The sequence below is a fragment of the Cupriavidus pauculus genome, assembly GCF_008693385.1.
GTDB lineage: Bacteria > Pseudomonadota > Gammaproteobacteria > Burkholderiales > Burkholderiaceae > Cupriavidus > Cupriavidus pauculus_D.
This window is the reverse complement of the sequence record NZ_CP044065.1, coordinates 2267925-2290141: the sequence shown is the minus strand read 5'-3', so window position 1 is coordinate 2290141 and position 22217 is coordinate 2267925. Positions and strand designations below refer to the sequence as shown.

Sequence of the window (22217 nt, the reverse complement as noted above, 5' to 3'; positions counted from 1 at the left end):
GTCAGGCCTTCGGCGCGAGCCAGGCGTCCGCGTACGACGCGAACAGGCCATCGCCCTGCGGCGTGGTCTTGTGGAAACGCGCGCTCGACACCGTGACCCACGTCTGCTCGACGAGATCCAGCACCGGCACGTCGTCCTGGACGATTTGCTGCCATGTCTTGATCAGCGCCTTGCGCCTGGCGACGTCCGCTTCGCGGCCCGCGGCTTCCATCACGCGATCGAGCTCGGGGTTCGAATAGCCGGACCCATTGGTCCACGGCGCGCCCTTGATGATGTTCCGGGTCCAGAACAGCCGCTGCACGCCGAGCGTGGGATCGGGCAGGCGATGGAGGCTCGAGATCATCAGGTCGTAATCCTGATCGGTGAACACGCGGCGCAGATAGGTCGCCGTATCGCCGGCGCGCAACTCGACGTCGACCCCCACGCGCGCCAGCGATTGCTTGATGAACTCGGCGGGGCGGCTCGCGGTGACGCCGCCACCGCCGTCGTAGTCGAGCGTGATGCGCAGGCGCTTGCCATCGGCGCCGGGCTTGAGCCCGGCTTCGTCGAGCAGCGCCTTGGCCTTGTTCACGTCGAACGGATATTGTCTGGTCTCAGGCGAGTAGTAGTTGACCACCGACGACGGCACCGGCCCGGTCGCGGGCTTGCCATAGCCGAGGAACACCACCTTGAGCAGCGCGTTGCGGTCGATCGCGTGGGCGAACGCCTGCCGTACGCGCTTGTCCGCGAAGTAAGGCTTGCGCACGTTGAACTGCGTGAGGAAGATCGTGGCGAGGTAGCGGCCATCGTCGAGATTGATGCGATAGCGCTGCTTGTCCTGAAAGCGTGTGAGATTCGACAGCGGAATGCTCGAGCCGAGCGCGACATCGAGCTCGCCCGCTTCGAGTGCCACCGTGCGCGCGGCCGCATCGGGGATGAACTTGAACACGACGCCGTCGAGGTAAGGCTGGTCCTTCTGCCAGTAGTTCGGATTGCGCTCGAGCCTCACATGGCTGCCCTTGACCCACTCCCTGAACACGAACGGGCCCGTGCCGACCGGCGCATTGTTGACCGGATTGCTGAGCACGTCCTTGCCTTCGTACAGATGCTTCGGCAGGACCTGCGCACCATACGTGTTGATGTAGTTGATCAGGTAGGGCGCCGGCGACGACAGCCGGATGATGACCGTATGCGGATCGGGCGTGTCCACGGCGGTCACGTTGGCAAAGGCCGCGCGGCCGAACGGATGCAGCGTCTTCCAGACTTCCAGCAGCGTGTAGCGAACGTCCGCGGCGGTGAAATCCTTGCCGTCGTGCCATTTGACGCCCTTGCGCAGATGGAACGTGGTGGTGAGGCCATCGGCCGAGGTCTCCCACGACGTGGCCAGTGCGGGCACCGGCTGCAGGTTCAGGTCGTACGCAACGAGGCCTTCGAGTACCTTGCTCGAGACCTGGCCGATGTTCATCGTCGTGATGAACGCCGACGTGAGCAGCGTGGGCTCGGGCGATACCGCGACGTTGAGCGTGCCGCCGCGAACGGGCTTGACGCTGGATGTCGCGGCTTGCGCGAACGCTTCGGCCGAGAACGGCAGGCCAAGGGAGAGCAGGGCGGTACTGGCTAGAAAATCGCGGCGATCCATGATGGGTGAGAGGAGTCGAAGGCAGCCATCGATGGTAGGTGTGCGCCGCGCGCGCGCGAACGAAGAATTTGGCGCTTGCTTATCTCGTTTGTGTTGGCGTGCGGCTGGCTCAGTGCACGAAGCCGCCCTTGACGAATCGCACGGGCTCGGCGTCCATCGCGAGGACCAGTGCTGTCAGATCCTGTCTGGCATTAGCGGGTACATCGCCGACCTTGCAGAGCAGCTCGGCATCGCCGCCGGGCGCGCCACGCGCGCGCAGCCATCCCTGGCGATCGGCGAGCAACGTCGTGCCACTGGCGCGCGCGAGGGCCGCATCGTCGAGGCCGGCGATCTGCGCGAATACCTGCCATGCCGCCGGAGACACCGCGGTACAGGCCGCGCGAAATTGCGGCACATCGCGCAATGGCCGCGCGTCGCGTGTGACGACGAGGGTCTGGAAGCGCGGATCTTCCAGCGGCAGCGATTCCGGGCGGCCATCGGTCAGCACCACGCGCACGCGCTGCGTGCCGCGCCATGCCGCGAGAGGTTGCGGCGGATCGCCACCGCATTGCACATCGAGGCCAGGCAGCCGCAACGGCACGGGCCAGCTGCCGAACACCGCAGCCCCCGTGCGTGCCGACAGCACGCGCATATAGTCGAGCACGGCCCATGCATCGTCGTCGCCGAGTTCGCCCGCGAAGGCCGGCATGGTGATGGCGCCGCGCGCATCGCGCATGCCGTCGAGCACATGCCAGAACATCTCGCCGTCGAGACGGCGGCCCAGCAGCGGACTCACGATCGTCGGCGGCCAGCGCGACAGCGTGGCGGCGAGCGGCCCTTCGCCGCGGCCGTCCGCGCCATGGCACGCGACGCAGTGCGCGGCGTAGAGCCGCTCGCCACGGGCGATGGCGTCCAGAGAGAAATGCGTGGGACTGGCATGGAAGCTCGTGGGGACGGCGGGGCCGAGCACCAGCGACGCGGCGGGCCACGGCGCCAGCGCCAGTGCCAGCGCGCCCACGGCGAGCACGGGCAGGCGGCGGCGCTTCCACGCAATGGCCAGCAGCAACGCCAGCAGGGCGATGACGATCGCGGCCGCGCACCACAGCAGTTGCCGTGCAAGGCCGAGGTCGATCAGCAGTGTCTCGCCGACGATGCGATGCGCCCATGGCCATGCGGGCTGGCCGTGGCTGTCAGCCGTCAGGCCGAGCGCATGCCACACGCGCAGCAGCCACAGTTGCGCGTGTTCGATGCCCGTCAGCAGGGCGTTGAGCCAGTATTGCGGCGGCGCGGTCATCGCGTCCCGCCGGACGATGACGGCCGGTACCCGGGCTGCGCCGCGCGTACCGGCCGTGCTGGATGCAGGGCCCGCGAATGCCGCGGCTTGTGCAACGTATTACCAGCTGGCATCGAGTCCCAGATGACGCAGTGCCTCGTGGCGCAGTTCGGTCAGCCGCGGGTCGCCGCGATGGCGCGGGTAAGGCAGATCGACGTGCAGCTCGGCCGTGATCCGCGCGGGCCGCTGGCTGAATACGATGACGCGCTGCGCGAGAAACAGCGCCTCCTCGACGTCATGGGTGACGAGCAGCGCGGAGAAGCCCGAGCGCTGCCACAGTTCGACGAGCTCGCTCTGCATCGCCAGGCGCGTCAGCGAGTCCAGCTTGCCCAGCGGTTCGTCGAGCACGAGCAGGCGCGGATCGTTGACGAGCGCACGGGCCAGTGCCACGCGCTGCGCCATGCCGCCCGACAGCTGATGCGGAAAGGCCCGATCGAACGCCTCGAGCCCCACGCGCTTGAGCGCCGCATCGACGCGATGCCGCTGCTGCTTGACGATGCCGCGCGCCTGCAGGCCGAGCGCGACGTTGTCCCACACGCGGCGCCATGGGTAGAGCGTCGGATCCTGGAACACGACGATGCGCGACGGATCGGGCGCGGTGATCGGCGTGCCGTCCTGCAGGATCTCGCCGTCGGCCGGCGTTTCGAGTCCCGCGACGAGCCGCAGCAGCGTCGACTTGCCGCAGCCGCTCGGGCCGAGCAGCGCGACGAATTCGCCGGGGGCGACCGACAAATTCACGCCCTCCAGCACGGGCAGGCGCGCCGCGCCGTCGCCGAACGCGTGGCTGACGTGACGGATGTCGATATGCGCACCAGCGTTCTCCGCGCGTTCCGCGATGGCTACCATTTGACCGTGCCTTTCTGCCACGACAGCGCGCGGTCGCGCACGACGAACAGCAATGTGATCACACCCGAGAACAGCAGCGCCATCACGATCAGCGCCGCATACATGTTGACGTACGAGGCCCAGCCCTGCGCCCACGTCAGATACCAGCCGAGGCCGGACTTCACACCCATCATCTCCGCGGTGACGAGCACCGAGAACGAGGCGCCGAGTCCCATGAACAGGCCGACGAAGACCTGCGGCAGCGCGGCCGGAATGGCCACGCGCAGCACGAGGAACCACCCCGAAGCGCCGAGCGTGCGCGCCACGTCGTAGTAGCTCTTGTTGACGCTCGCGACGCCGGACCACGTCAGCACCGCCACCGGAAACGCGGTCGCCAGGGCAATCAGGAACACGGCGGCCGAATAGCTCGACGGAAAGAAGTAGAACGTGAGCGGCAGCAGCGCGGTGGACGGCAGCGGACCGAGCACGCGCAGCACGGGGTGCACCCAGTAGCCGATGCGGCGCGACCAGCCGATGGACACGCCGATCAGGAAGCCGGCCACACCGCCCCAGGCCACGCCCAGTGCCAGCAGCCGCAGCGTATTGACCACGCTGTCGCCGAGCCGCTTCCAGTCGTCGATATAGACCTCGATGAGCGCCTGCGGCGGCGCGAAGAACGGCGTGGGCAGCGTGGCGGTCTTGGCGGTCAGGATCTCCCATGCGGCCAGCACCACCGGAACCGCAACGAGCCACGGGCCCGCGAGGTGCAGCGCGGCAACAGCGCGTTGCGGTGCGCTGCGCGCGCCGGCGTGGCTGCCCGCCCCGCCGCGCAACGGCGCGAAGAACGCGATCAGTGCGATCAACGCGGCCACGGCCAGCGCGGCGATGCCGAGCTCGTTCGTATAGGCCCAGTCGCTGAAGCCGACCACATGATTCGGCCATTGCCACGTCAGCAGCCCGAAGGCGCCCCACGCGAGTGCCGCGAGCAGGCCCGTCTTCCAGACGCGTATGCCGCCTCGCGCGCGGGGCAGCGGCTGCGCGAGCGGCGTCGGCACCGCCGGTTGGCTTGTCGTCATCGTGCGACTCCTTCGGCGTTATCCAAGGACGTTGGCGTAGACATGCTGCGCCAGGCGTTTGGTATCGGTGGTCTTCTTCAGCACGCCAATGCGCTGGAAGTCCTGCGCGAAGAATGCGATCTCTTCCTGGAGGTCGGTGCCCGTGGGGTGATGCGTATAGGTCAGCGTCGAGTACAGCTTGCGCAGATCGTTCGGATCGATCTTCGGCGAGTACTTCGCGAAGATCTTGGCGGCCTCGTTCGGGTTCTCGTTCACGAAATCGGTGGCCTGCACGATCGAGCGCGCGAGGGCCGCGGCGGCCGGGCGGTCGTTGCGCACGAGTTCGCCGCGCGCGCCGATCACGCAGCACACCTTGCGCTGGTATTCGCCGGTGAGGTTGGTCGCCAGTTCGACATACGCGCCGTTGGTGCGCTTCTCGAGCAGGTACAGGTTTGGGTCGCCATCGGCGATCGCCTGGATCTCGCCCTTGTCGACGGCCACGCCGAGCAGATCGGCCGGATACTGGCGCCACGTGATGTCGCGATCGGGATCGATCCCGTTCTTGGCGAGCAGGATCGTGAAGAAGTGCTTGCCTGGCGCGGCGAGGTCGCTCACGCCGACGGTCTTGCCCTTGAGGGCCTGCAGGTTCGTCACGCCGGCCGCCTTCGCGCCGACCAGCCGCACGCAGCCGCCGTGCGAGCTGCCGATGATCTTGACGTCGAAGCCCGCTTCGAGCGGCTTGAGCCAGCGGTGGATCATGCCGACCGCCGCGTCGGCCTTGCCCGTGGCGATGGATTCCAGCAGCTGGTCCGTGGATCCGCTGTAGTTGATGAGGTCCACCTGCAGGCCGTTCTTCTCGAAGAAGCCGCGCTCCTGCGCCGCGACGATCGGCGTCAGGCAGAACGAGTTCTGGTTCCACGCGAACGTCAGCTTGCGCGGCGCGGACCACGCCTGGCGGCCGAGGATCAGCGCGGGCGCGGCAATGGCGGTGGCGGCGGCCGCGCGCAGCACGCGTCGGCGGCCATTGGTAGCATGGCTCTGGCTCATGATTTCACTCCCCGTTTTGAATGGTCGATATCGGCTCAGTCGAGCAGGTCCGGCTCCGCGGCCACCAGCCCCGCGTAGAGGCTTTCGAACGCGTGCAACGACCCCTCGTTGCCGCCGACCTGTCCGTGCGTATGGCGCGCGGTCGCTTCGTCGATCGGCTGCGGCTTGCCGGCGGCTTCGGCCAGCAACTGCGTATGCGCGACGTTCTCGAGCGCGATGTACCACCATGCGGCGGCCTCGACCGTGGGCCCCGCGGTGAGAATCCCGTGGTTCTTGAGGATCGCACCCTTGTAGGTCTGGCCATTGCCCTTGTCGAGCGCGCGCGCGATGCGGTTGCCCTCGGTGTCGTCGACGACCATGCCGTGGAACTCGTCGTAGAGCGCGTGGTCCTCGAAGAACGAGCAGGAATCCTGCGTCAGCGGATCGAGCTTGCGACCGAGCGTGGACCAGGCCTTGCCGTAGGTCGAATGCGTATGGGCGGCGGCCACCACGTGCGGATGCGCTTCGTGGATCGCGGCATGGATCGCGAACGCCGCCTTGTTGAGGGGGCGGTCGCCGATGACCGTTTCGCCGCGCGCATTGACGAGCAGCAGGTCCGATACGCGAATGCGCGAGAAATGCAGACCGAGCGGATTCACCCAGAAGTGGTCGGTCAGCTCGGGATCGCGCGCGGTGATATGGCCGGCCAGGCCGAGGTCGAATCCATGGCGCGCAAACAGGCGGAACGCGCCCGCGAGCCGCTCCTGCCGATGGCGGCGCTCGGCCTCGACGGTCGGGCGCGGCGGCACCGGATCGAAGAAGAACTTCTGCTTCGGCGTGGCGTTGAAGCGGGCCGATAGCGGCTCGGCACTGCGCTGGAGAGGAAGGACGGCGCTCATGATCAGGCTGCCTTCTGTGCGTGTTCGGCCTCGCGCTGCGCCACGAGCTCGCGCACGCGCGGAATCAGTTCGCGGCCATAGTCGACGACGTCTTCGAGCGGATCGAAACCGCGAATCAGGAACGTGGTGACACCGAGGTCGTAGTACGCGAGCAGTGCCTGCGCGACCTGTTCGGGCGTACCCACGAGCCCGGTCGAATTGGAGCGCCCGCCGGTCTCGCGCGCGATCGCGGTCCACAGGCACTGATCGACGCGGTCGCCGAGCTCGGCCGCCGCGAGCAACCGGCGCGCGCCTTCGCTCTGCTGCGGGCCGCCACGGCTATAGCCGGCCTGCACGCGCAGCGCGCGCGTGCGTTCCAGAATATGCTCCGCGCGTGCCCATGCCTTCGCTTCGGTCTCGGCAAGCACAGGGCGGAACGAGATCGAGAACTGCACGTCGCGGCCGTGCTTCGCGGCCTCCGCGCGCACGCGCGTGGTCAGCTCGCGCACCTGGTCGAGCGACTCGCCCCACAGCGCATAGACGTCGGCATGCTTGCCCGCCACGGGGATCGCCGCTTCGGACGCGCCGCCGAAGAAGATCGGCACATGGGGCTTCTGCGCGGGCTTGACCTCGGAGAAGCCGTTGCGGAAGCGGTAGTACTTGCCGTCATGATCGAACGGCTTGTTCTCGGTCCAGATGCGGCGCAGGATGCCGAGGTATTCGTCCGTGCGCGCATAGCGCTCGTCGTGGTCGAGATAGTCGCCATCGCGCTGCTGCTCGTCGTCGGAGCCGCCCGAGATGAAGTGGACACCGAGGCGGCCGCCGCTGAACTGGTCGAGCGTTGCGATCTGCCGTGCGGCCAGCGTGGGCGACGTAAAGCCCGGACGATGGGCCAGCATGAAGTGCACGCGCTCGGTCTGCGTGGCCGCGTACGAAATGGTCAGCGTGGCGGAAGGACCCGTGGAATGGTGCGGCACGAGCACGCGGTCGAAGCCGGCCTGCTCGTGCGCCTGCGCGAACGCACGCACATAGTCGCGATCGACGACGGGACCATCGGGATTGGGCGGATGGATCTCCGACTGCTTCTGGCTCTGGATCATGCCGATAAAGTTCACGCCACTACGAGCGCCGGTTGCCACGGTCATCTGGGTCTCCTGAGGGGAATGCGGACTGACAAAAAAATTACGCCATGCCGCGACGCAACAGAAGGAATAAAAATGTGCGTGCTTATGTACGAAAGACGCGCATGCATATGCGAACTCCGTCGTTAGCGTGGCGCGGCGCGCGCGGTACGCTCTGACGCTTCACGCCAGCCGCCCCGCGCCCGGGGCCTCATTGCATGTCTTCCGTTCTCCTTCGCGCCGATGCGTTCCCGGACACATTCGCGCGCGCTCCCATCGCGGACGAAGCGCTCGCGGCGCTGACCGCGCGCCTCGCGGCGACATCGGCCGATCACGATGCCAGCGGCCGCTTTCCGCACGACAACTTCGCGCTGCTGCACGCCGAGGGCCTGATTGCGCAGGTAGTCCCGCGCGACCAGGGCGGTGGCGGGGCCACGCTTGCCGAAGCCCGGCGCATCATCGCGGCGGTGGCTCGCGGCGATGCGGCCACCGCGCTCGTGCTGACGATGACGTATCTGCAACACCGGGCCATCGGGCGCCGGGACGCGCACTGGCCCGATGCGGTGCGCCGCACGGTCTTTGCCACGGCGGTGAAAGAGGGTGCGCTGATCAACGCGCTGCGCGTGGAGCCGGAACTCGGTTCGCCCGCGCGCGGCGGCCTCCCGGCCACCATCGCGCGGCGCGTCGAAGGCGGCTGGCGCGTGAGCGGGCACAAGCTCTACACGACGGGTATTCCCGCGCTGCGCTGGCTCTCGGTCTGGGCACGCACGGACGAGCCGGAGCCGCGCGTCGGCATCTTTCTCGTGCCGGGCCCCGCGGCGGGAACCGCGGGTGTCAGCATCATCGAAAGCTGGAACCATCTGGGGCTGCGCGCCTCGGGCAGCCACGAGACCGTGCTCGACGACATCTGGATTCCGGCCTCGCATGCGGTCGATGTGCGCGCGCCGGCCGCGTGGGCACCGGCGGGCGCGAGCCAGGCCGATATCGATGCCAACGCAGACCAGCAGGCGTGGATGATCGTGCTACTGGGCAGTCTCTATGACGCGGTCGCGCGCGCGGGCTTCGACTGGTTGCGCGGCTTCCTGCGCGACCGCGCGCCGGGCAGCCTCGGCGCCCCGCTGGCGACGCTGCCGCGCGTGCAGGAACAGGTGGGGGAGATCGCCGCGCTGCTGCGCACCAATGCGGTGCTGCTCGATGCGGCGGCCGAGGACGCCGATCGCGGTGCGGCTCGCAATACGCCCGGTTCGGCGCAGGACAGCGGCCTGCTCAAGTTCACGGTGACCGGCAACGCGATCCGCGCACTCGAACTGGCGCTGCAGCTGTCGGGCAACCATGGGCTCAGCCGCCACAATCCGCTCGAGCGGCACTACCGCGATGTGCTCTGCAGCCGCGTCCATACGCCGCAGAACGATTCGATCCTCGTGGCCGCCGGCCGCGCGGCGCTGGAGGCGTAGGAGATGCCGCGCTCGCAGACACGCCGGACCGGCCCGTTTTCGGATACTGTCGTGGGTACGACGACCACAACGACAACAACCGGAGACGACATGTCCGACCCCGCAATCCACGTGACGCGCTCGCTCGCGCCGCTGCGCGAATTCATCACCGACCTGACGCGCCTGCTCGACGAGCATCCCGACGAACCGCGCATCCTCGAGCAGGGCGGCCAGCTGCTGGCCACGCTCGTCGCGCGCGACGACTGGCTGCCCGAGGCGTTCGCGCAGCCGCATCCCGAGTACTACCAGCAGATGCTGCTGCACTGCGACTCCGCGGAGCGGTTCTCGATCGTCAGCTTCGTCTGGGGGCCGGGGCAGCGCACACCCATTCACGATCACACCGTATGGGGCCTGATCGGCATGCTGCGCGGGGCCGAGTATTCGCAGCCCTATGCGCTCGATGCCGAGGGCCGGCCGCAGCCGCATGGCGAAGCCGTGCGCCTCGAGCCCGGCCACGTGGAGGCGGTGTCGCCCCGCGTGGGCGATATCCATCGCGTGCACAACGCGTTTTCGGACCGCGTCTCCATCAGCATCCATGTGTACGGCGCCAATATCGGCGCGGTACGCCGTCATGTCTACACGGAGGCGGGCGAGACGAAATCGTTTATCTCCGGTTATTCCAATCCCTTCCTGCCTAACCCGTGGGACCGTTCGAAGGATCCGCTCGCGTCATGACCGCCGTTACCCATTCAGCTGCCACCGCCGCACCTGCCACCACGTCGCCCGCCGCCGTTCGTCAGGCCCTGCTCGACGGCACCGAGATCGCACTGCTCGACGTGCGCGAGGAAGATCCGTACGCGCAGTCGCATCCACTGTGGGCGTCGAACTTTCCGCTGTCCAAGCTCGAACTGCAGGCATGGTCCCGGATTCCGCGCCGCGATACGCGCATCGTGGTCTATGGCGTGCATGGCAACGAAGATCTGGCCCCGCGCGCGGTGGCCGTGCTGCGCGCGCTCGGATACACCGACGTGTCGGTACTGGAGGGCGGACTCGATGCATGGATCGCGGGCGGCGGCGAAACGTTCCGCGACGTCAACGTGCCGAGCAAGTCGTTCGGCGAGCTGGTCGAGTCGAAGCGCCATACCCCGTCGCTGAGCGCGCCCGAGGTGCAGGCCCTGATCGATGCGAAGGCCGATGTCGTGATCGTCGATGCGCGCCGCTTCGACGAATACCAGACCATGAGCATTCCCACGGCGACGAGCGTGCCCGGCGCGGAACTCGTGCTGCGCGCGCGCGAACTCGCGCCGAATCCCGATACGCGCATCATCGTCAATTGCGCGGGCCGCACGCGCAGCATCATCGGCACGCAGTCGCTGATCAACGCGGGCGTGCCCAATCCGGTGGCGGCATTGCGCAACGGCACCATCGGCTGGACGCTGGCCGGGCAGTCGCTCGACCATGGCGCGAGCCGCCGCGCACCCGCGGTCGTCGATGCCGCGCGCCGCGCGGAGGCCCAGGCCGGCGCGCGCGAGATCGCGGCGCGCGCGGGCGTGCAGCGCCTGCCGCACGATGCCCTGCACACGCTCGAGGCACCGGGGCGCACCGTGTATCGCTTCGATGTGCGCACGCCCGAGGAATTCGCCGATGGCCATCTGCCGGGCTTCGTCAATGCGCCGGGCGGCCAGCTCGTGCAGGAGACCGACCATAGCGCGCCGGTGCGTGGCGCGCGTATCGTGCTGGCCGACGACGATGGTGTCCGTGCGGACATGACGGCATCGTGGCTCGCGCAGATGGGCTGGCACGTCACCGTCGTGGCGCCCGCCGACGATCGCGCGCGCAGCGAACGCGGCGCGGTCAGGGTGCCGGCGCCCGAGGCCGCGCCCACCGGGACCGTCAGCCCGGCAACGCTGGCCACGTGGATCGATGCGGGAGACACGGCCGTGCTCGACGTGACCGCGAGCGCGAACTACGTGCGCCAGCATATTCCCGGCGCCTGGTTCGCGATCCGCGCGCAGCTCGCGGAGGCACTGGAAGCGATTCCACCCGCGCGCCGCTATGTGCTGACCTGCGGCACGAGCCAGCTCGCCCGGTTCGCGGCCGTGGACCTGCGCGCGTTGCTCGCGGCACGGGGCAGCGAGGCGTCGGTCCACGTGCTCGAAGGCGGTACCGGCGCCTGGATTGCCGCCGGGCTGCCGCTGGAGCAGGGCGAAACGCGTCTTGCCGTGCCGCGCACGGACCGCTATCGCCGTCCGTACGAGGGCACCGACAACGCCACCGCGGCGATGCAGGCCTATCTCGACTGGGAATTCGGGCTGATCGCGCAGCTCGATCGCGACGGCACCCACGCGTTCCGCGTGGTGTAGCGCGTCGCCCCCGATTGCCACTCAGGCAGGCAGCGTGAACGTGGTGTCGAAGGTCTGGCGCACGTCCAGGCGCTGCTTGAGCAGGCCGGTCTTCAGATAGAAGTCGGCCGTGGCCTGCTGCGTGGCGACGAGGTCGGCATCGATCGGACGCCATTGCGTGTTGCGCCGTTCGAACTGCAGCCGCGCCGCATCCGGTGCAATGCCGATGATGCGCGCCAGCGATGCCGAGTACTCGGGCACATGCTGATACGACCAGCGCTGCGCGCGCACCACGCGCTGCAGGAAGTCCTGCAGCGCGGCGCGCTTGGTTGCGAGCGCGCTCTCCGTGGCCGCCAGGAAACTCAGTCCCGATGACAGTCCGCGTCCGCTCACGAGCACGCGCGCGTGGCCGCTGGTCTCCGCCATGGCGGTGTAGGGCTCCCATGTCGCCCATGCATCGACCGATCCATTGGTCAGCGCGAGCTTGGTGTCGGCGGGCGGCAGAAAGCGGATGTTCGCGTCATTGGGGCCGAGCCCCGCCGACTCGAGCGCCTTCAGCGCGACGTAGTGGCCGATCGATCCCCGGTTGGTGCCGATGGTCTTGCCCTTGAGGTCGGCCGCCTGCTTCAGCGGGGAATCGGGACGCACGAGCACCGCCGTGCCGTAGGGATCGGAGCGGTTGGCGCCGATCAGCTTGATGCGCGTGCCGGCGGCCAGCGCGAAGATCGCGGGCGCGTCGCCGATGGGGCCGCTATCGACCGCGCCCGCGTTCAGCGCTTCCGCGAGCGGCGCGGCGGCGGGGAACTCGGTCCACTGGATATCGTAGGGGACGCCCTCGAGCGCGTTGGCGGCTTCGAGCAACGCGCGGAAGCCGCCTTTCTGGTCACCGGCCTTCAGGACCACGCGGCCCTGCGCGAATGCGCCGCCCCCGTAAAGCAGGGCCACCGAAGCGGCGCCATGCCGCAGGAATTGTCGTCGGGATTCGCGCGCTGTACTCACGTTTCGCTCTCATGGTTGGCAAGACTGCCAACGTACCGCGCGTGTCGCGCGGGGCGAACGAACAAAAACGGGAATGCTTATTTGGTGACCTTATGCGGCGACCGTGACCTGCACCTGCTTGAGCGCGCGGAACGGCTCGAGCTGCGCGGCGGAGGCATCGCGGTCGGTCACGAGTGTCCATGCGCGTTCGAGTGGCGTCCAGTGCTGCTGGCGCGCGCGGCCGAGCTTGGTCGAGTCGACGAGCACGAAGATATCGGCGGCCTGCCGGATGATGCATTCCTTGAGGTAGGCCTGCTCGGCCGTGGCCTCGCACAGGCCCACGCCGGCCACCACGCCGTCGGCGCCCAGAAACGCCTTGTCGACGCTGATGCGCGAGAGCGCCAGCTGCGCGAGCGGGCCGAACGTACCCATGCTCGACGGGCGCACATCGCCGCCGATCAGCGTGACGCGGATCTTCGGCAGGCCCGCGAGCGCGGTCACGGCAAGGAGGTTCGTGGTGTAGACGTGCAGGTCTTCGCGCGCGGCCAGCAGGCGCGCGAGCGCGGCGGCCGTGGTGCCGCTGTCGAGCAGCACCGCGTCGCCATCGCGCACGAAGCTCGCGGCCATGCGCGCGATGGCATCCTTCTGGTCGCGCTGCAGGGCCTTGCGTTCCTCGAGCGGGGCTTCGGGTTCGTGGGAGCCCACGGGCGTGAGCGCCGCGGCGCCGCCATAGGTCCGCACGATGCGGCCTTCGCGCGCGAGCGCGGTGAGGTCGCGGCGCACCGTGGCTTCCGACACGCCGAGCTCGGCGACGAGCCGCTCCACGTTGGCGTCAACGCCGGAGAGCACGCGTTCGAGGATGGCACGTTGGCGGTCGGCGGCTTTCATGGAGCAGGGCGGAAGTTCGTGAACGACCGCGATCTTATCAAGTCTTTGCGCCCGCGCTCCGCGAGAGCGGGGCGAGGGGGCGCGAAGGGGGACGCGAAGAGGCGCGACGGTCAGCGACGCGTGGCGAGTTCCGCGCCCTGGCGCAGCGCTTCCAGCAGGCTGCGTTCGTCGGCGATGCCCTTGCCGGCGATATCGAACGCGGTGCCGTGGTCGACCGACGTGCGGATCACGGGGAGGCCCACGGTGATATTGACGCCGGCCTCGAGGCCCAGCACCTTGACCGGACCGTGGCCCTGGTCGTGGTACATGGCCACCACGAGGTCGAAGTCGCCGCGGCCCGCGCGGTAGAACAGCGTGTCCGCGGGCAGCGGGCCTTCGACGTTCCAGCCGCGCTCGCGCACGACGTTGACGGCCGGGATGATCTTCTCTTCTTCTTCGCCATGGCCAAACAGGCCGTTTTCACCCGCGTGCGGGTTGATGCCGCACACGCCGATGCGCGGCGCGGCGATGCCCGCGCGGCGCAGCGTCTCGTAGCCGCGCTCGATCACGCGCTGCACCAGTGCCGGTTCGATCTTGCGGATCGCATCGAGCAGGCCGATGTGCGTGGTCACGTGGATCACGCGCAGCTGCGGCGCCACGAGCATCATCGACACTTCCGGCGTGCCGGTCAGGTGCGCAAGCATCTCGGTGTGGCCCGGGAACTTGTGGCCGCCCGCGTGCAGCGCCTCCTTGTTCAGCGGCGCGGTGCAGATGGCGTCGATCTGTTCGGCGCGCGTGAGTTCCACCGCGCGTTCGATATAGCGGAACGCGGCATCGCCGGCCAGCGCTGACAGCTTGCCGAACGGCAGGTCCTCGGGAATCAGGCCCAGGTCGATACAGTCGATCGTGCCGGCCTCGAAGCGCGCTTCGGCGGGTGTGGCGATCGCGCGCACCTGCAGCTTGCTGTTCACGATTGCCGCGGCCTGGCGCAGGCGCGGCGCGTCACCGATCACGAGCGGACGGCACTGTGCGTAGACCGTATCGTGCGCGAGGCTCTTGACGATGATCTCGGGACCGACGCCGGTGGCATCGCCCATGGTGATGCCGATGATGGGGAGGTAGTCGCTCATTGTCGTTTCATCCTGCTTGTTGACGCCCCCGGGGGTTCCGCGGGGACGATCCAAAATTCATTCGGCCTGCATGGCGCGCCATGCGAGCCAGAGTGCCGAGTCGGTACCGAACGCGCCGGCCTTCGTGGCCACATGGCGCGCCGGCCGTTCGAGCGTGCGCGACAGCGGCACGCCCGCTTCCACTTCGTGCCGCAGCCTCAGCGTGGCGATGCCCGCCGCGGCCAGCATCGCGCGCGCGGTCTCGCCGCCGGTCGCGATCAGTCCGCCCACGCAATCGAACGACGGCAGCACGAGCGTGGCCAGCGCATGGCTGAGCTTCGGGCCTTCCGACGTGTCGAATGCTTCGTCGCGGCCGATACCGATCAGCAGATCGTGGCCGCCACGCAGGCGTTGGCCGATATCTTCCTGAATGGACGGCCACGAGGCATGCGCGGGACCTTCGCGCAGCACCTGCGGTGCAATCTCCAGATGATCCATGCCGGTCCGCGTGCGCAGCAGCGCGGCCTGCCGGCCCGACACGCCGGACATGCTGCCCACCAGCGCGAGCACGGGACCCTTGCGATGTTCGGGGACATCGCCGGCGGACCGGGCGTCCTCGCCGGTCGGCACCGCCGTGGCCAGCGCGCGCGCCAGGCCGCCGGAGCCGACCCAGAACACAGGGTTTTTCAGCGACCCGGTGGCCGCGGCAATGACGCCGATATCGGCTTCGCTCTCGGCGTCGCAGACCACGGCCTGCACCCCTTTCGCGACGAACGCGGCAATCGTGGCCTGGACCGCCTGCGCGCCCTGATGCACGACGTCGAGGCCGACGACGGCCGTGCGCACGTCGTGGACGGCCAGCAGCGCGGCCATGTCGGCGCGGCCGCTCAGGCCCTCGAGGCGCCAGATATCGGATTCGCCGAGCGGTTCGCCGTTGACGAACACGCAGCCGCCGCGCGTGGTGCGGCCGGTGGCGGGGAAGGCCGGGGCGACGATCGCCACGCCCGCATGGGGCAGCAGGGCGGCGGTCTCGGCCGCCCAGTTCCCGCGCAGCGTCGAGTCGATCTTCTTGTACAGGCGGCGCGGCCGGTCCGCGGGCGTACCGCCCAGCCGGCGCCATGCCGCGACGTTGGATGCGGCGGCCAGCGCGGGCGCCATGCGGCGGCTGTCCACGTCGGCCGCGATCACGTCCGCGTCCGCGATGCCGGCCAGCGCATCGTCAGCCGCGGTCGCGTCGAGCGTGACCATCGTGCGCGCGCCCGCGGCGGCAAAGCCGATCGCGCAGTCGGCGGCGCCGGACAGGTCGTCGGCGATCACCAGCCATGCGGCCGGCGTGCGGCGGTGCGTGGTCATGCGGCGGTCCGCGCCACGGCGCCTTCCTGCCGGTTGGCCACGCGGCGCGCGACCCAGGCGGTGACCAGCGGCGTCAGCACGGCCGTGACCACCACGCACGCGGCCACGAGAATCGTCGCGCTCTTGGCGGCTTCTTCATAGACCGGATTGGCGGCCGCGATCAGTGTCGGTACCGCGGCGGCATTGCCAGCCGTACTGGCGGCGGCCACGCCGGCCACGCCGGTGCCACCGGTCAGGCGGTCGGCAAAGTACAGCGTGAAGCCCGTGATCACGACCACGGCCACGCCCAGGCCGAGGCCCAGCATACCGGCCTGCCACACCTTGTGCAGGTCCAGGCCGGCGCCGAGCGCGAGCGCGAAGAACGGAATCATCACGGGCACGGCCTTGCTCAGGAAGTCGCGCATTTCGCGGTCGAGGTTCCCAAGCAGCATGCCGAGCATCAGCGGCAGGATGCTGCCGACCAGCGTGGGCCACGGGAATGCCGACAGGCCGGCCACGCCGAGCGTGACCATGGTCAGGAACGGGCCCGACTCGAGCGACATGATCGTGTAGGCGCCCACATCCTCGGGCTTGCCGTACTGGCCCATCAGCGCCATGTAGAGGCCGCCGTTGGTGTCGTTCATCGCGGCGACCACGGCCAGCGTGGACAGGCCCGCGAACATGCCCGAGCTGATCGGCGATTCGCCGAGGAAGTGGCCCATGACCACGCCGAGCACCATGGCGGTACCGATCTTGACGCCGAACAGCACGCCGCCCTTCTTGATGATGTACGGGGTTGCCTTGACGTTGATGCTCGCGCCCATGCAGACGTAGAAGACCGCGAGAATCGGCAGCGCGCCGGTGAACAGGGCGCCCGTGAACGAGCCGAAGAACTTGGGACCCTCGGGCGCGAACGTCGCGACCAGCGAACCGAGCAACAGCGGCACGATCATCATGCCGCCCGGGACGCGCTCGATGGCGCGCTTGATGGAAATCTGCATTCTTCGTCTCCTGCCGCGTGGGGTGCGGCATGTTTGGTGAGTTTGATCGAAACGATCAACTTCTGACCGTTTGCAGGGCGGAGTGTAGGCCAATCCCGCATGAATGACTAGTCCGATCAAATTAGTGATCGAAACGATCAAATTTGTGACGCATCCGAAATCTCGATACGATCAGAACTTTCCCACTCGCACGGCACGAGGCCAGACCCATGAGACTGATCGGCATGCTCGACTCCCCCTATGTCCGCCGCGCGGCCATCTCGCTGAAGCTGCTGGACGTTCCGTTCACGCACGAATCGGTATCGGTGTTCCGGACGTTCGAGCAGTTCCGCGCGATCAATCCGGTGGTCAAGGCGCCCACGCTCGTGTGCGACGACGGCGTCCTGCTCATGGATTCCACGTTCATCATCGACTACGCCGAGGCGCTGAGCGGCCGCAGCCTGATGCCCGCGGACCTGGCCGCGCGCCGACAGGACCTGCGCGTGCTCGGCCTCGCGCTGGCGGCCTGCGAGAAGGTGGTGCAGGACGTCTACGAACACAATCTGCGGCCCGAGGAGAAGCAGCACCGGCCGTGGATCGACCGCGTGGATGGCCAGATGTCGAGCGCGTTCTCGATGCTCGAGGCCGAGGTCGCGCGGCGGCGGATTCCGGCCACGCAGGCGGACCTGAACCAGGCCGACGTGACCGTGGCCGTGGTGTGGACGTTCACGCAGGCCATGCTGCCCGGCCGCGTCGATGGCGGCGCGCATCCGGCCCTGGCGGCGTTCGCCGGGGCGCTCGAACGCTTCGATGCGTTCACGGAAACCCCGCCGCTGTGACTGCCGGGCGACACCGGAACCGGGCATTTTGCGGGTTCCGGCATCACCCGGGCAAGTCATGGTGTTAGAATCCAAGTCTTTGATTTTCTAGGCGATTGCCTGTAACGCTTCGCCGCCGTATCAGACGCGTGTCCGATTTGCGCCGGGCCCGACGCCCGCGAGACACCGAGACCCATGACCACTACGACCCTTCCCGACCAGACCCAGCCAGAGCCGACGCCGGTGCAAACGCCAGAGCAGACGTTCGACAGCTTCGGACTGGATGCGCGCATCGTGCGCGCCCTCACCGAACAAGGCTACTCGAAGCCGACGCCGATCCAGGCGCAGGCCATTCCGGTCGTGCTGCTGGGCAAGGATGTCATGGGTGCCGCGCAGACCGGCACGGGCAAGACCGCGGGCTTCGCGCTGCCGATCATCCAGCGCCTGCTGCCGATGTCCAACGCGAGCGCCTCGCCCGCGCGCCATCCGGTCCGCGCGCTGATGCTGACGCCCACGCGCGAGCTGGCCGATCAGGTCTACGACAACGTCGCCCGCTACGCCAAGCACACGGACCTGCGCAGCACGGTCGTGTTCGGCGGCGTCGATATGAATCCGCAGACCGATGCGCTGCGCCGTGGCGTGGAAATCCTCGTTGCCACGCCGGGCCGTCTGCTCGACCACGTGCAGCAGAAATCGGTGAACCTGTCGCAGGTGCAGATGCTCGTGCTCGACGAAGCGGACCGCATGCTCGACATGGGCTTTCTGCCGGATCTCCAGCGCATCATCAACCTGCTGCCCGCGCAGCGCCAGACGCTGCTGTTCTCGGCGACGTTCTCGCCCGAGATCAAGCGACTGGCCGCGAGCTACCTCAAGCAGCCGGTGACGATCGAAGTGGCGCGCAGCAACTCGACCAACGAGAACGTGCGCCAGATGGTCTATCAGGTCGAGGACGGCCACAAGCAGGCCGCGGTCGTGCATCTGCTCAAGCAGCGCGCGGCACAGGGCCAGTCGAAGCAGTGCATCGTGTTCGTGAACAGCAAGATCGGCTGCTCGCGCCTGGCGCGCCATCTGGAGCGCGAGGGCATCAATGCCGCGGCGATCCACGGCGACAAGACGCAGACCGAGCGCATGCAGACGCTCGAAGGTTTCAAGACCGGCACGATCGATGCGCTCGTGGCCACCGATGTCGCGGCCCGTGGCCTCGATATCCAGGCCATGCCCTGCGTGATCAACTTCGACCTACCGTTCAGTGCGGAAGACTACGTGCACCGCATCGGCCGTACGGGCCGTGCCGGTGCCAGCGGCGATGCGCTCTCGATCTACGTGCCGGGCAACGACGACCGTCTGCTGGCCGATATCGAGAAGCTGATCAAGCGCAGCGTGCCGCGCGGCCAGCTCGAGGGCTTCGATCCGACCGGCGAACGCGCGCGTACCGAGGATGCCGACCGCCGCCGCCAGCGTGCCGACGTGCGCCGCGCGCGCGATGCGGGCGAGGCGGGTGGTGGCGAAGAGCGCCGCCGCCGTGGCGAGCAGGGTTCGTCGTCGCGTACCGCGTTCCGTCCGTCCGACGATCCGTTCTTCTCGCGTCCGTACGAGCCGAGCGCGAACCACAACGGGTCGGCGCAATCGCCGGCCGATGAACTCGCCGCCGCGCTGACGCGTGGCCGCCAGGCCCCGAAGCGTCCCGTCGCGGCGCTGCTCGGCGGCGTGCCGCGCAAGTCCTGATCAGCGCGCCGCGCGCGCGCACCGATCCACTGTCTTCCAGTCCTCCGTCGCCCGCTCCAGCCAGCGGGCGATGTCGTTTTCGCCGTTGACGATGCCCAGATGGGCGCCCGCTTCGCGCAGCGCCGCGAGCGGATCGCGCAGGTCGATCGCGCGCGCGCCGCTCTGCTTGCTGAGCTTTTCGCCCTGCGCGTTCACCACCACGGGCACATGCAGGTAGCTGGGCGTCGGCACGCCGAGCAGATGCTGCAGATGGATCTGCCGCGGCGTCGAGTCCAGCAGATCGGCGCCGCGCACGATATGCGTGATGCCCTGCGCGGCATCATCGACCACCACGGCCAGCTGATACGCCCATAGGCCGTCGGCGCGCCGCAGCACGAAATCTCCGAGTTCCGTTTCCAGATCCTGGCACTGCCTGCCTTGCCACCGATCGTCGAAACAGACGGTCGCGGCAGGGCCGTCGGGTACGCGCACGCGCCATGCGCGCGGCAGCTTGCCGTGCAGGCCGTTGCGGCACGTGCCCGGATAACCGAGCGTCTGATGGCGCTCGCGCACGTGGATCAGCGAGTCGGCAATCTCCTTGCGCGAGCAGCCGCACGGATACAGCTGGCCCGCGGCGTCGAGCGCGCGCAGCGCCTCGCCATAGCGCGCTTCGCGCCGGCTCTGCCATTGCGGCGGTTCATCGGCGACGAGGCCGAGCGCCTCGAGCGTGCGCAGGATGTCCTCGTCGGCGCCGGGCACGCAGCGCGGATAGTCGATGTCCTCGATGCGCACGAGCCACTGGCCGCCATGCGCGCGGGCATCGAGCCAGCTCGCGAGCGCGGTGACGAGCGAGCCGATATGCAGCGGTCCGGTCGGGGAGGGGGCGAACCGGCCGCGATAGGCCGCGGGTCCGCCAGACGCTGGCGCGTTCATTCCGTCACGGGCATCGGCGATTGCTGGATCAGTGCCTGCGCAAGCCGCGGGTCTTCGAGCTTCGCGGACCACCATTGCAGCGCCTTGCCGCGCGTGCTCGTGCGCCAGGCCACCTTGAAGTTGCCGGGCGCGCGAATCTCGACCGTCTCGCGCGCCTGCAGCACGCCGCTCTCGATAAACGGCTGCGCCATCGGCGCGGGCAGCCAGCCGCAGCCCAGGCCGCGGATCTGCGCCTCGAGCTTGTCGCGCATGCTCGGCACCACGAGCACGTCCTGCCCGGCCAGCACGCCGAAGGTGCGCGCGGGCAGGTTGCGCGAGGTATCGCCCACGGCGACGATCCGGTGCTTGGCGATTTCCATCGTGGTCAGCGGTCCTTCGACCGAGGCCAGCGGATGGTGCGCGGCCACCACGAACACGAACGGCATCGTGCCTAGCGGGCGGATCTGGAACCCCTGCGTGCTGGGCGCCTCGTACGCGCCGCCGATGATCAGGTCGGCCCGGTTGCTGACGAGCGCATCCCATGCGCCGCCCAGCACCTCCTTGCCGAAGCGCAGCCGCGTCGCGGTGTTCTCGGCATAGAAGTCCTGGATCACGGGCAGCAGCGCCCGAAAGTTGATGAGGTCGTCGGTGACGATCGACAGCGTGGCTTCCCAGCCCGTGGCCAGCCGCTTGACGCGGCGGGCGAGGTCGTCGGCCGCGTGCAGCAGGTGGCGGCCCTCGTCGAGCAGCGCCCGGCCGGCCGGCGTGAGTTCCGCGCGGTGGCGCCGGCGGTCGAACAGCAACACGTCGAGGTCGTCCTCGAGCTTGCGGACCACGTAAGTGAGCGCTGACGGCACCTTGCCCATTTCGTGCGCGGCGGCGGCAAAGCTGCCCTTGCGTTCGATGGCATCGAGGACTTCAAGCGATTCGAGAGAGAGAGCCATATCGGTATATTCAGAAATTCTGAACAAGTGCTTCTAAGACGGTGCCCGTCAATATACTCCGGCGGGCCTAAACTGCAAAGCATCGCAACGCATTACGCCAAGCCCGGGTTCATGATTCGGGCGTTCAGGCAAATTGAAGGGCCACAAGGAGGGCCATCAAAATGATTGAAATCCGTAAGTCGAACGAGCGCGGTTATGCAGACCACGGCTGGCTGAAGTCGTTCCATAGCTTCTCCTTCGCCGATTACTTCGACGCGGACCATATCCAGTTCGGGCCGCTGCGCGTGATCAACGAAGATCGCGTGGCGCCGGGCATGGGCTTTGGCACGCATGGTCACCGCGACATGGAGATCATCAGCTATGTGCTCGAAGGCGAACTTGCCCACAAGGACAGCATGGGCAACGGCAGCGTGATCCGTCCGGGCGATGTGCAGCGCATGAGCGCGGGCACGGGGGTGCGCCATTCGGAGTACAACCATGCCGCCCATGACACGACGCATTTCCTGCAAATCTGGATCATGCCGAACCAGCAGGGGATCGAACCGGGCTACGAGGAGCGCCATTTCGATACGACGGAAAAGCGCGGACGCCTGCGTCTGGTGGCCAGCCCGGACGGCGCCGAGGGTTCGGTGGTCGTGCATCAGGACACGCGGCTGTATGCGGGCCTGTTCGACGGTGACGAGGCCGCCGCGCTGTCGCTTGCCCCGGGCCGCCGTGCATACGTGCATGTGGCGCGTGGCCGGGTGACGGTCAACGGCCAGAAGCTCGAGGCCGGTGACGCCGCCAAGCTGCAGGACGTGGCCGAGGTAAAGATCGAGCAGGGCGATGGCGCGGAAGTGCTGGTGTTCGACCTGCCCTGATCCGCATGGTATCGTCTTGGTCATCCAGTCATGCGAACGGCGCGGCACTCGGTGCCGCGCCGCGCACGCAGTTCCGAATCCTAGATTCCGAATGTCAGTTCCG

At 68.4% G+C, this 22217-nt stretch carries 20 protein-coding genes; 6 read left to right on the top strand and 14 right to left on the bottom strand.

Going from position 1 to position 22217, the window contains the following annotated elements:
- Position 1: 1 nt before the first annotated feature.
- The 7 genes from FOB72_RS10520 to FOB72_RS10490 all read right to left on the bottom strand — a co-directional run bounded on the left by FOB72_RS10520 (position 2) and on the right by FOB72_RS10490 (position 7859).
- Positions 2–1618 carry an ABC transporter substrate-binding protein gene (locus FOB72_RS10520; protein ID WP_150372461.1) on the bottom strand — a complete coding sequence of 539 codons (1617 nt, stop codon included), beginning with the start codon at positions 1616–1618 and terminating at the stop codon, positions 2–4.
- 109 nt (positions 1619–1727) lie between these two features.
- Entirely contained in the window at positions 1728–2891 is a 1164-nt protein-coding gene (locus tag FOB72_RS10515; protein WP_150372460.1) for a c-type cytochrome, read from the bottom strand.
- 99 nt (positions 2892–2990) lie between these two features.
- Complete coding sequence (locus tag FOB72_RS10510) at positions 2991–3776, bottom strand: ABC transporter ATP-binding protein (RefSeq protein WP_150372459.1); 786 nt, start codon at positions 3774–3776, stop codon at positions 2991–2993.
- The gene (locus tag FOB72_RS10505) at positions 3770–4831 is read right to left on the bottom strand and encodes an ABC transporter permease (protein WP_150372458.1); all 1062 of its coding nucleotides are present in this window, start codon (positions 4829–4831) and stop codon (positions 3770–3772) included. Before FOB72_RS10505 ends, FOB72_RS10510 begins: the two co-directional genes overlap by 7 nt.
- A gap of 18 nt (positions 4832–4849) precedes the next feature.
- Positions 4850–5857 (bottom strand): ABC transporter substrate-binding protein, encoded by a 1008-nt coding sequence (locus tag FOB72_RS10500; protein ID WP_150372457.1) that lies wholly within the window; start codon positions 5855–5857, stop codon positions 4850–4852.
- Positions 5858–5892: 35 nt separating this feature from the next.
- Positions 5893–6735 carry a class II aldolase/adducin family protein gene (locus FOB72_RS10495; RefSeq protein ID WP_150372456.1) on the bottom strand — a complete coding sequence of 281 codons (843 nt, stop codon included), beginning with the start codon at positions 6733–6735 and terminating at the stop codon, positions 5893–5895.
- Between the two features lie 2 nt (positions 6736–6737).
- Positions 6738–7859 (bottom strand): LLM class flavin-dependent oxidoreductase, encoded by a 1122-nt coding sequence (locus FOB72_RS10490; RefSeq protein ID WP_150372455.1) that lies wholly within the window; start codon positions 7857–7859, stop codon positions 6738–6740.
- Positions 7860–8053: 194 nt separating this feature from the next.
- Here FOB72_RS10490 and FOB72_RS10485 point away from each other — a divergent pair, with 194 nt between their 5' ends.
- The 3 genes from FOB72_RS10485 to FOB72_RS10475 all read left to right on the top strand — a co-directional run bounded on the left by FOB72_RS10485 (position 8054) and on the right by FOB72_RS10475 (position 11631).
- Positions 8054–9289, top strand: coding sequence for an acyl-CoA dehydrogenase family protein (locus FOB72_RS10485; protein WP_150372454.1), 1236 nt, complete (start codon positions 8054–8056; stop codon positions 9287–9289).
- A gap of 90 nt (positions 9290–9379) precedes the next feature.
- Entirely contained in the window at positions 9380–10003 is a 624-nt protein-coding gene (locus tag FOB72_RS10480; protein WP_150372453.1) for a cysteine dioxygenase, read from the top strand.
- Positions 10000–11631 (top strand): rhodanese-related sulfurtransferase, encoded by a 1632-nt coding sequence (locus FOB72_RS10475; protein WP_150372452.1) that lies wholly within the window; start codon positions 10000–10002, stop codon positions 11629–11631. Before FOB72_RS10480 ends, FOB72_RS10475 begins: the two co-directional genes overlap by 4 nt.
- A 21-nt stretch (positions 11632–11652) precedes the next feature.
- On the opposite strand, the gene FOB72_RS10470 is transcribed toward FOB72_RS10475, so the two are convergent.
- The 5 genes from FOB72_RS10470 to FOB72_RS10450 all read right to left on the bottom strand — a co-directional run bounded on the left by FOB72_RS10470 (position 11653) and on the right by FOB72_RS10450 (position 16897).
- A complete protein-coding gene (locus FOB72_RS10470) occupies positions 11653–12609 on the bottom strand; it encodes an ABC transporter substrate-binding protein (protein ID WP_150372451.1) in 957 nt (318 codons plus the stop codon).
- 90 nt (positions 12610–12699) lie between these two features.
- Positions 12700–13476: a DeoR/GlpR family DNA-binding transcription regulator gene (locus FOB72_RS10465; RefSeq protein ID WP_150372450.1), complete on the bottom strand. Its 777-nt coding sequence runs from the start codon at positions 13474–13476 to the stop codon at positions 12700–12702.
- Positions 13477–13586: 110 nt separating this feature from the next.
- Complete coding sequence (gene pdxA, locus FOB72_RS10460; RefSeq protein WP_150372449.1) at positions 13587–14585, bottom strand: 4-hydroxythreonine-4-phosphate dehydrogenase PdxA; 999 nt, start codon at positions 14583–14585, stop codon at positions 13587–13589.
- A 57-nt stretch (positions 14586–14642) separates the two neighbouring features.
- Positions 14643–15917: a four-carbon acid sugar kinase family protein gene (locus FOB72_RS10455; protein ID WP_150372448.1), complete on the bottom strand. Its 1275-nt coding sequence runs from the start codon at positions 15915–15917 to the stop codon at positions 14643–14645.
- Positions 15914–16897 carry a 2-keto-3-deoxygluconate permease gene (locus FOB72_RS10450; protein ID WP_150372447.1) on the bottom strand — a complete coding sequence of 328 codons (984 nt, stop codon included), beginning with the start codon at positions 16895–16897 and terminating at the stop codon, positions 15914–15916. Before FOB72_RS10450 ends, FOB72_RS10455 begins: the two co-directional genes overlap by 4 nt.
- 209 nt (positions 16898–17106) lie before the next feature.
- Between FOB72_RS10450 and FOB72_RS10445 the strand changes: the two genes are divergently transcribed.
- Complete coding sequence (locus tag FOB72_RS10445; RefSeq protein WP_150372446.1) at positions 17107–17715, top strand: glutathione S-transferase; 609 nt, start codon at positions 17107–17109, stop codon at positions 17713–17715.
- A gap of 174 nt (positions 17716–17889) precedes the next feature.
- Positions 17890–19419, top strand: a complete 1530-nt coding sequence (locus tag FOB72_RS10440) for a DEAD/DEAH box helicase (RefSeq protein WP_191002129.1) — start codon at positions 17890–17892, stop codon at positions 19417–19419.
- On the opposite strand, the gene gluQRS is transcribed toward FOB72_RS10440, so the two are convergent.
- Together gluQRS and FOB72_RS10430 are read right to left on the bottom strand one after the other, a co-directional pair.
- Entirely contained in the window at positions 19420–20331 is a 912-nt protein-coding gene (gene gluQRS, locus FOB72_RS10435) for a tRNA glutamyl-Q(34) synthetase GluQRS (RefSeq protein ID WP_150372445.1), read from the bottom strand. It abuts the gene before it with no gap.
- The gene (locus tag FOB72_RS10430; RefSeq protein WP_150372444.1) at positions 20328–21254 is read right to left on the bottom strand and encodes a LysR family transcriptional regulator; all 927 of its coding nucleotides are present in this window, start codon (positions 21252–21254) and stop codon (positions 20328–20330) included. The genes gluQRS and FOB72_RS10430 overlap by 4 nt, the downstream gene beginning before the upstream one ends.
- Before the next feature lie 161 nt (positions 21255–21415).
- On the opposite strand from FOB72_RS10430, the gene FOB72_RS10425 reads away from it, so the two are divergent.
- Entirely contained in the window at positions 21416–22114 is a 699-nt protein-coding gene (locus FOB72_RS10425; protein WP_150372443.1) for a pirin family protein, read from the top strand.
- Positions 22115–22217: the final 103 nt, after the last annotated feature.

What these genes read in the sequence shown, in the direction of transcription:
- FOB72_RS10520 (WP_150372461.1), bottom strand. Translation starts at nt 1,618, where the DNA reads ATGGATCGCCGCGATTTTCTAGCCAGTACCGCCCTGCTCTCCCTTGGC.
- FOB72_RS10515 (WP_150372460.1), bottom strand. Translation starts at nt 2,891, where the DNA reads ATGACCGCGCCGCCGCAATACTGGCTCAACGCCCTGCTGACGGGCATC.
- FOB72_RS10510 (WP_150372459.1), bottom strand. Translation starts at nt 3,776, where the DNA reads ATGGTAGCCATCGCGGAACGCGCGGAGAACGCTGGTGCGCATATCGAC.
- FOB72_RS10505 (WP_150372458.1), bottom strand. Translation starts at nt 4,831, where the DNA reads ATGACGACAAGCCAACCGGCGGTGCCGACGCCGCTCGCGCAGCCGCTG.
- FOB72_RS10500 (WP_150372457.1), bottom strand. Translation starts at nt 5,857, where the DNA reads ATGAGCCAGAGCCATGCTACCAATGGCCGCCGACGCGTGCTGCGCGCG.
- FOB72_RS10495 (WP_150372456.1), bottom strand. Translation starts at nt 6,735, where the DNA reads ATGAGCGCCGTCCTTCCTCTCCAGCGCAGTGCCGAGCCGCTATCGGCC.
- FOB72_RS10490 (WP_150372455.1), bottom strand. Translation starts at nt 7,859, where the DNA reads ATGACCGTGGCAACCGGCGCTCGTAGTGGCGTGAACTTTATCGGCATG.
- FOB72_RS10485 (WP_150372454.1), top strand. Translation starts at nt 8,054, where the DNA reads ATGTCTTCCGTTCTCCTTCGCGCCGATGCGTTCCCGGACACATTCGCG.
- FOB72_RS10480 (WP_150372453.1), top strand. Translation starts at nt 9,380, where the DNA reads ATGTCCGACCCCGCAATCCACGTGACGCGCTCGCTCGCGCCGCTGCGC.
- FOB72_RS10475 (WP_150372452.1), top strand. Translation starts at nt 10,000, where the DNA reads ATGACCGCCGTTACCCATTCAGCTGCCACCGCCGCACCTGCCACCACG.
- FOB72_RS10465 (WP_150372450.1), bottom strand. Translation starts at nt 13,476, where the DNA reads ATGAAAGCCGCCGACCGCCAACGTGCCATCCTCGAACGCGTGCTCTCC.
- pdxA (WP_150372449.1), bottom strand. Translation starts at nt 14,585, where the DNA reads ATGAGCGACTACCTCCCCATCATCGGCATCACCATGGGCGATGCCACC.
- FOB72_RS10455 (WP_150372448.1), bottom strand. Translation starts at nt 15,917, where the DNA reads ATGACCACGCACCGCCGCACGCCGGCCGCATGGCTGGTGATCGCCGAC.
- FOB72_RS10450 (WP_150372447.1), bottom strand. Translation starts at nt 16,897, where the DNA reads ATGCAGATTTCCATCAAGCGCGCCATCGAGCGCGTCCCGGGCGGCATG.
- FOB72_RS10445 (WP_150372446.1), top strand. Translation starts at nt 17,107, where the DNA reads ATGAGACTGATCGGCATGCTCGACTCCCCCTATGTCCGCCGCGCGGCC.
- FOB72_RS10440 (WP_191002129.1), top strand. Translation starts at nt 17,890, where the DNA reads ATGACCACTACGACCCTTCCCGACCAGACCCAGCCAGAGCCGACGCCG.
- gluQRS (WP_150372445.1), bottom strand. Translation starts at nt 20,331, where the DNA reads ATGAACGCGCCAGCGTCTGGCGGACCCGCGGCCTATCGCGGCCGGTTC.
- FOB72_RS10430 (WP_150372444.1), bottom strand. Translation starts at nt 21,254, where the DNA reads ATGGCTCTCTCTCTCGAATCGCTTGAAGTCCTCGATGCCATCGAACGC.
- FOB72_RS10425 (WP_150372443.1), top strand. Translation starts at nt 21,416, where the DNA reads ATGATTGAAATCCGTAAGTCGAACGAGCGCGGTTATGCAGACCACGGC.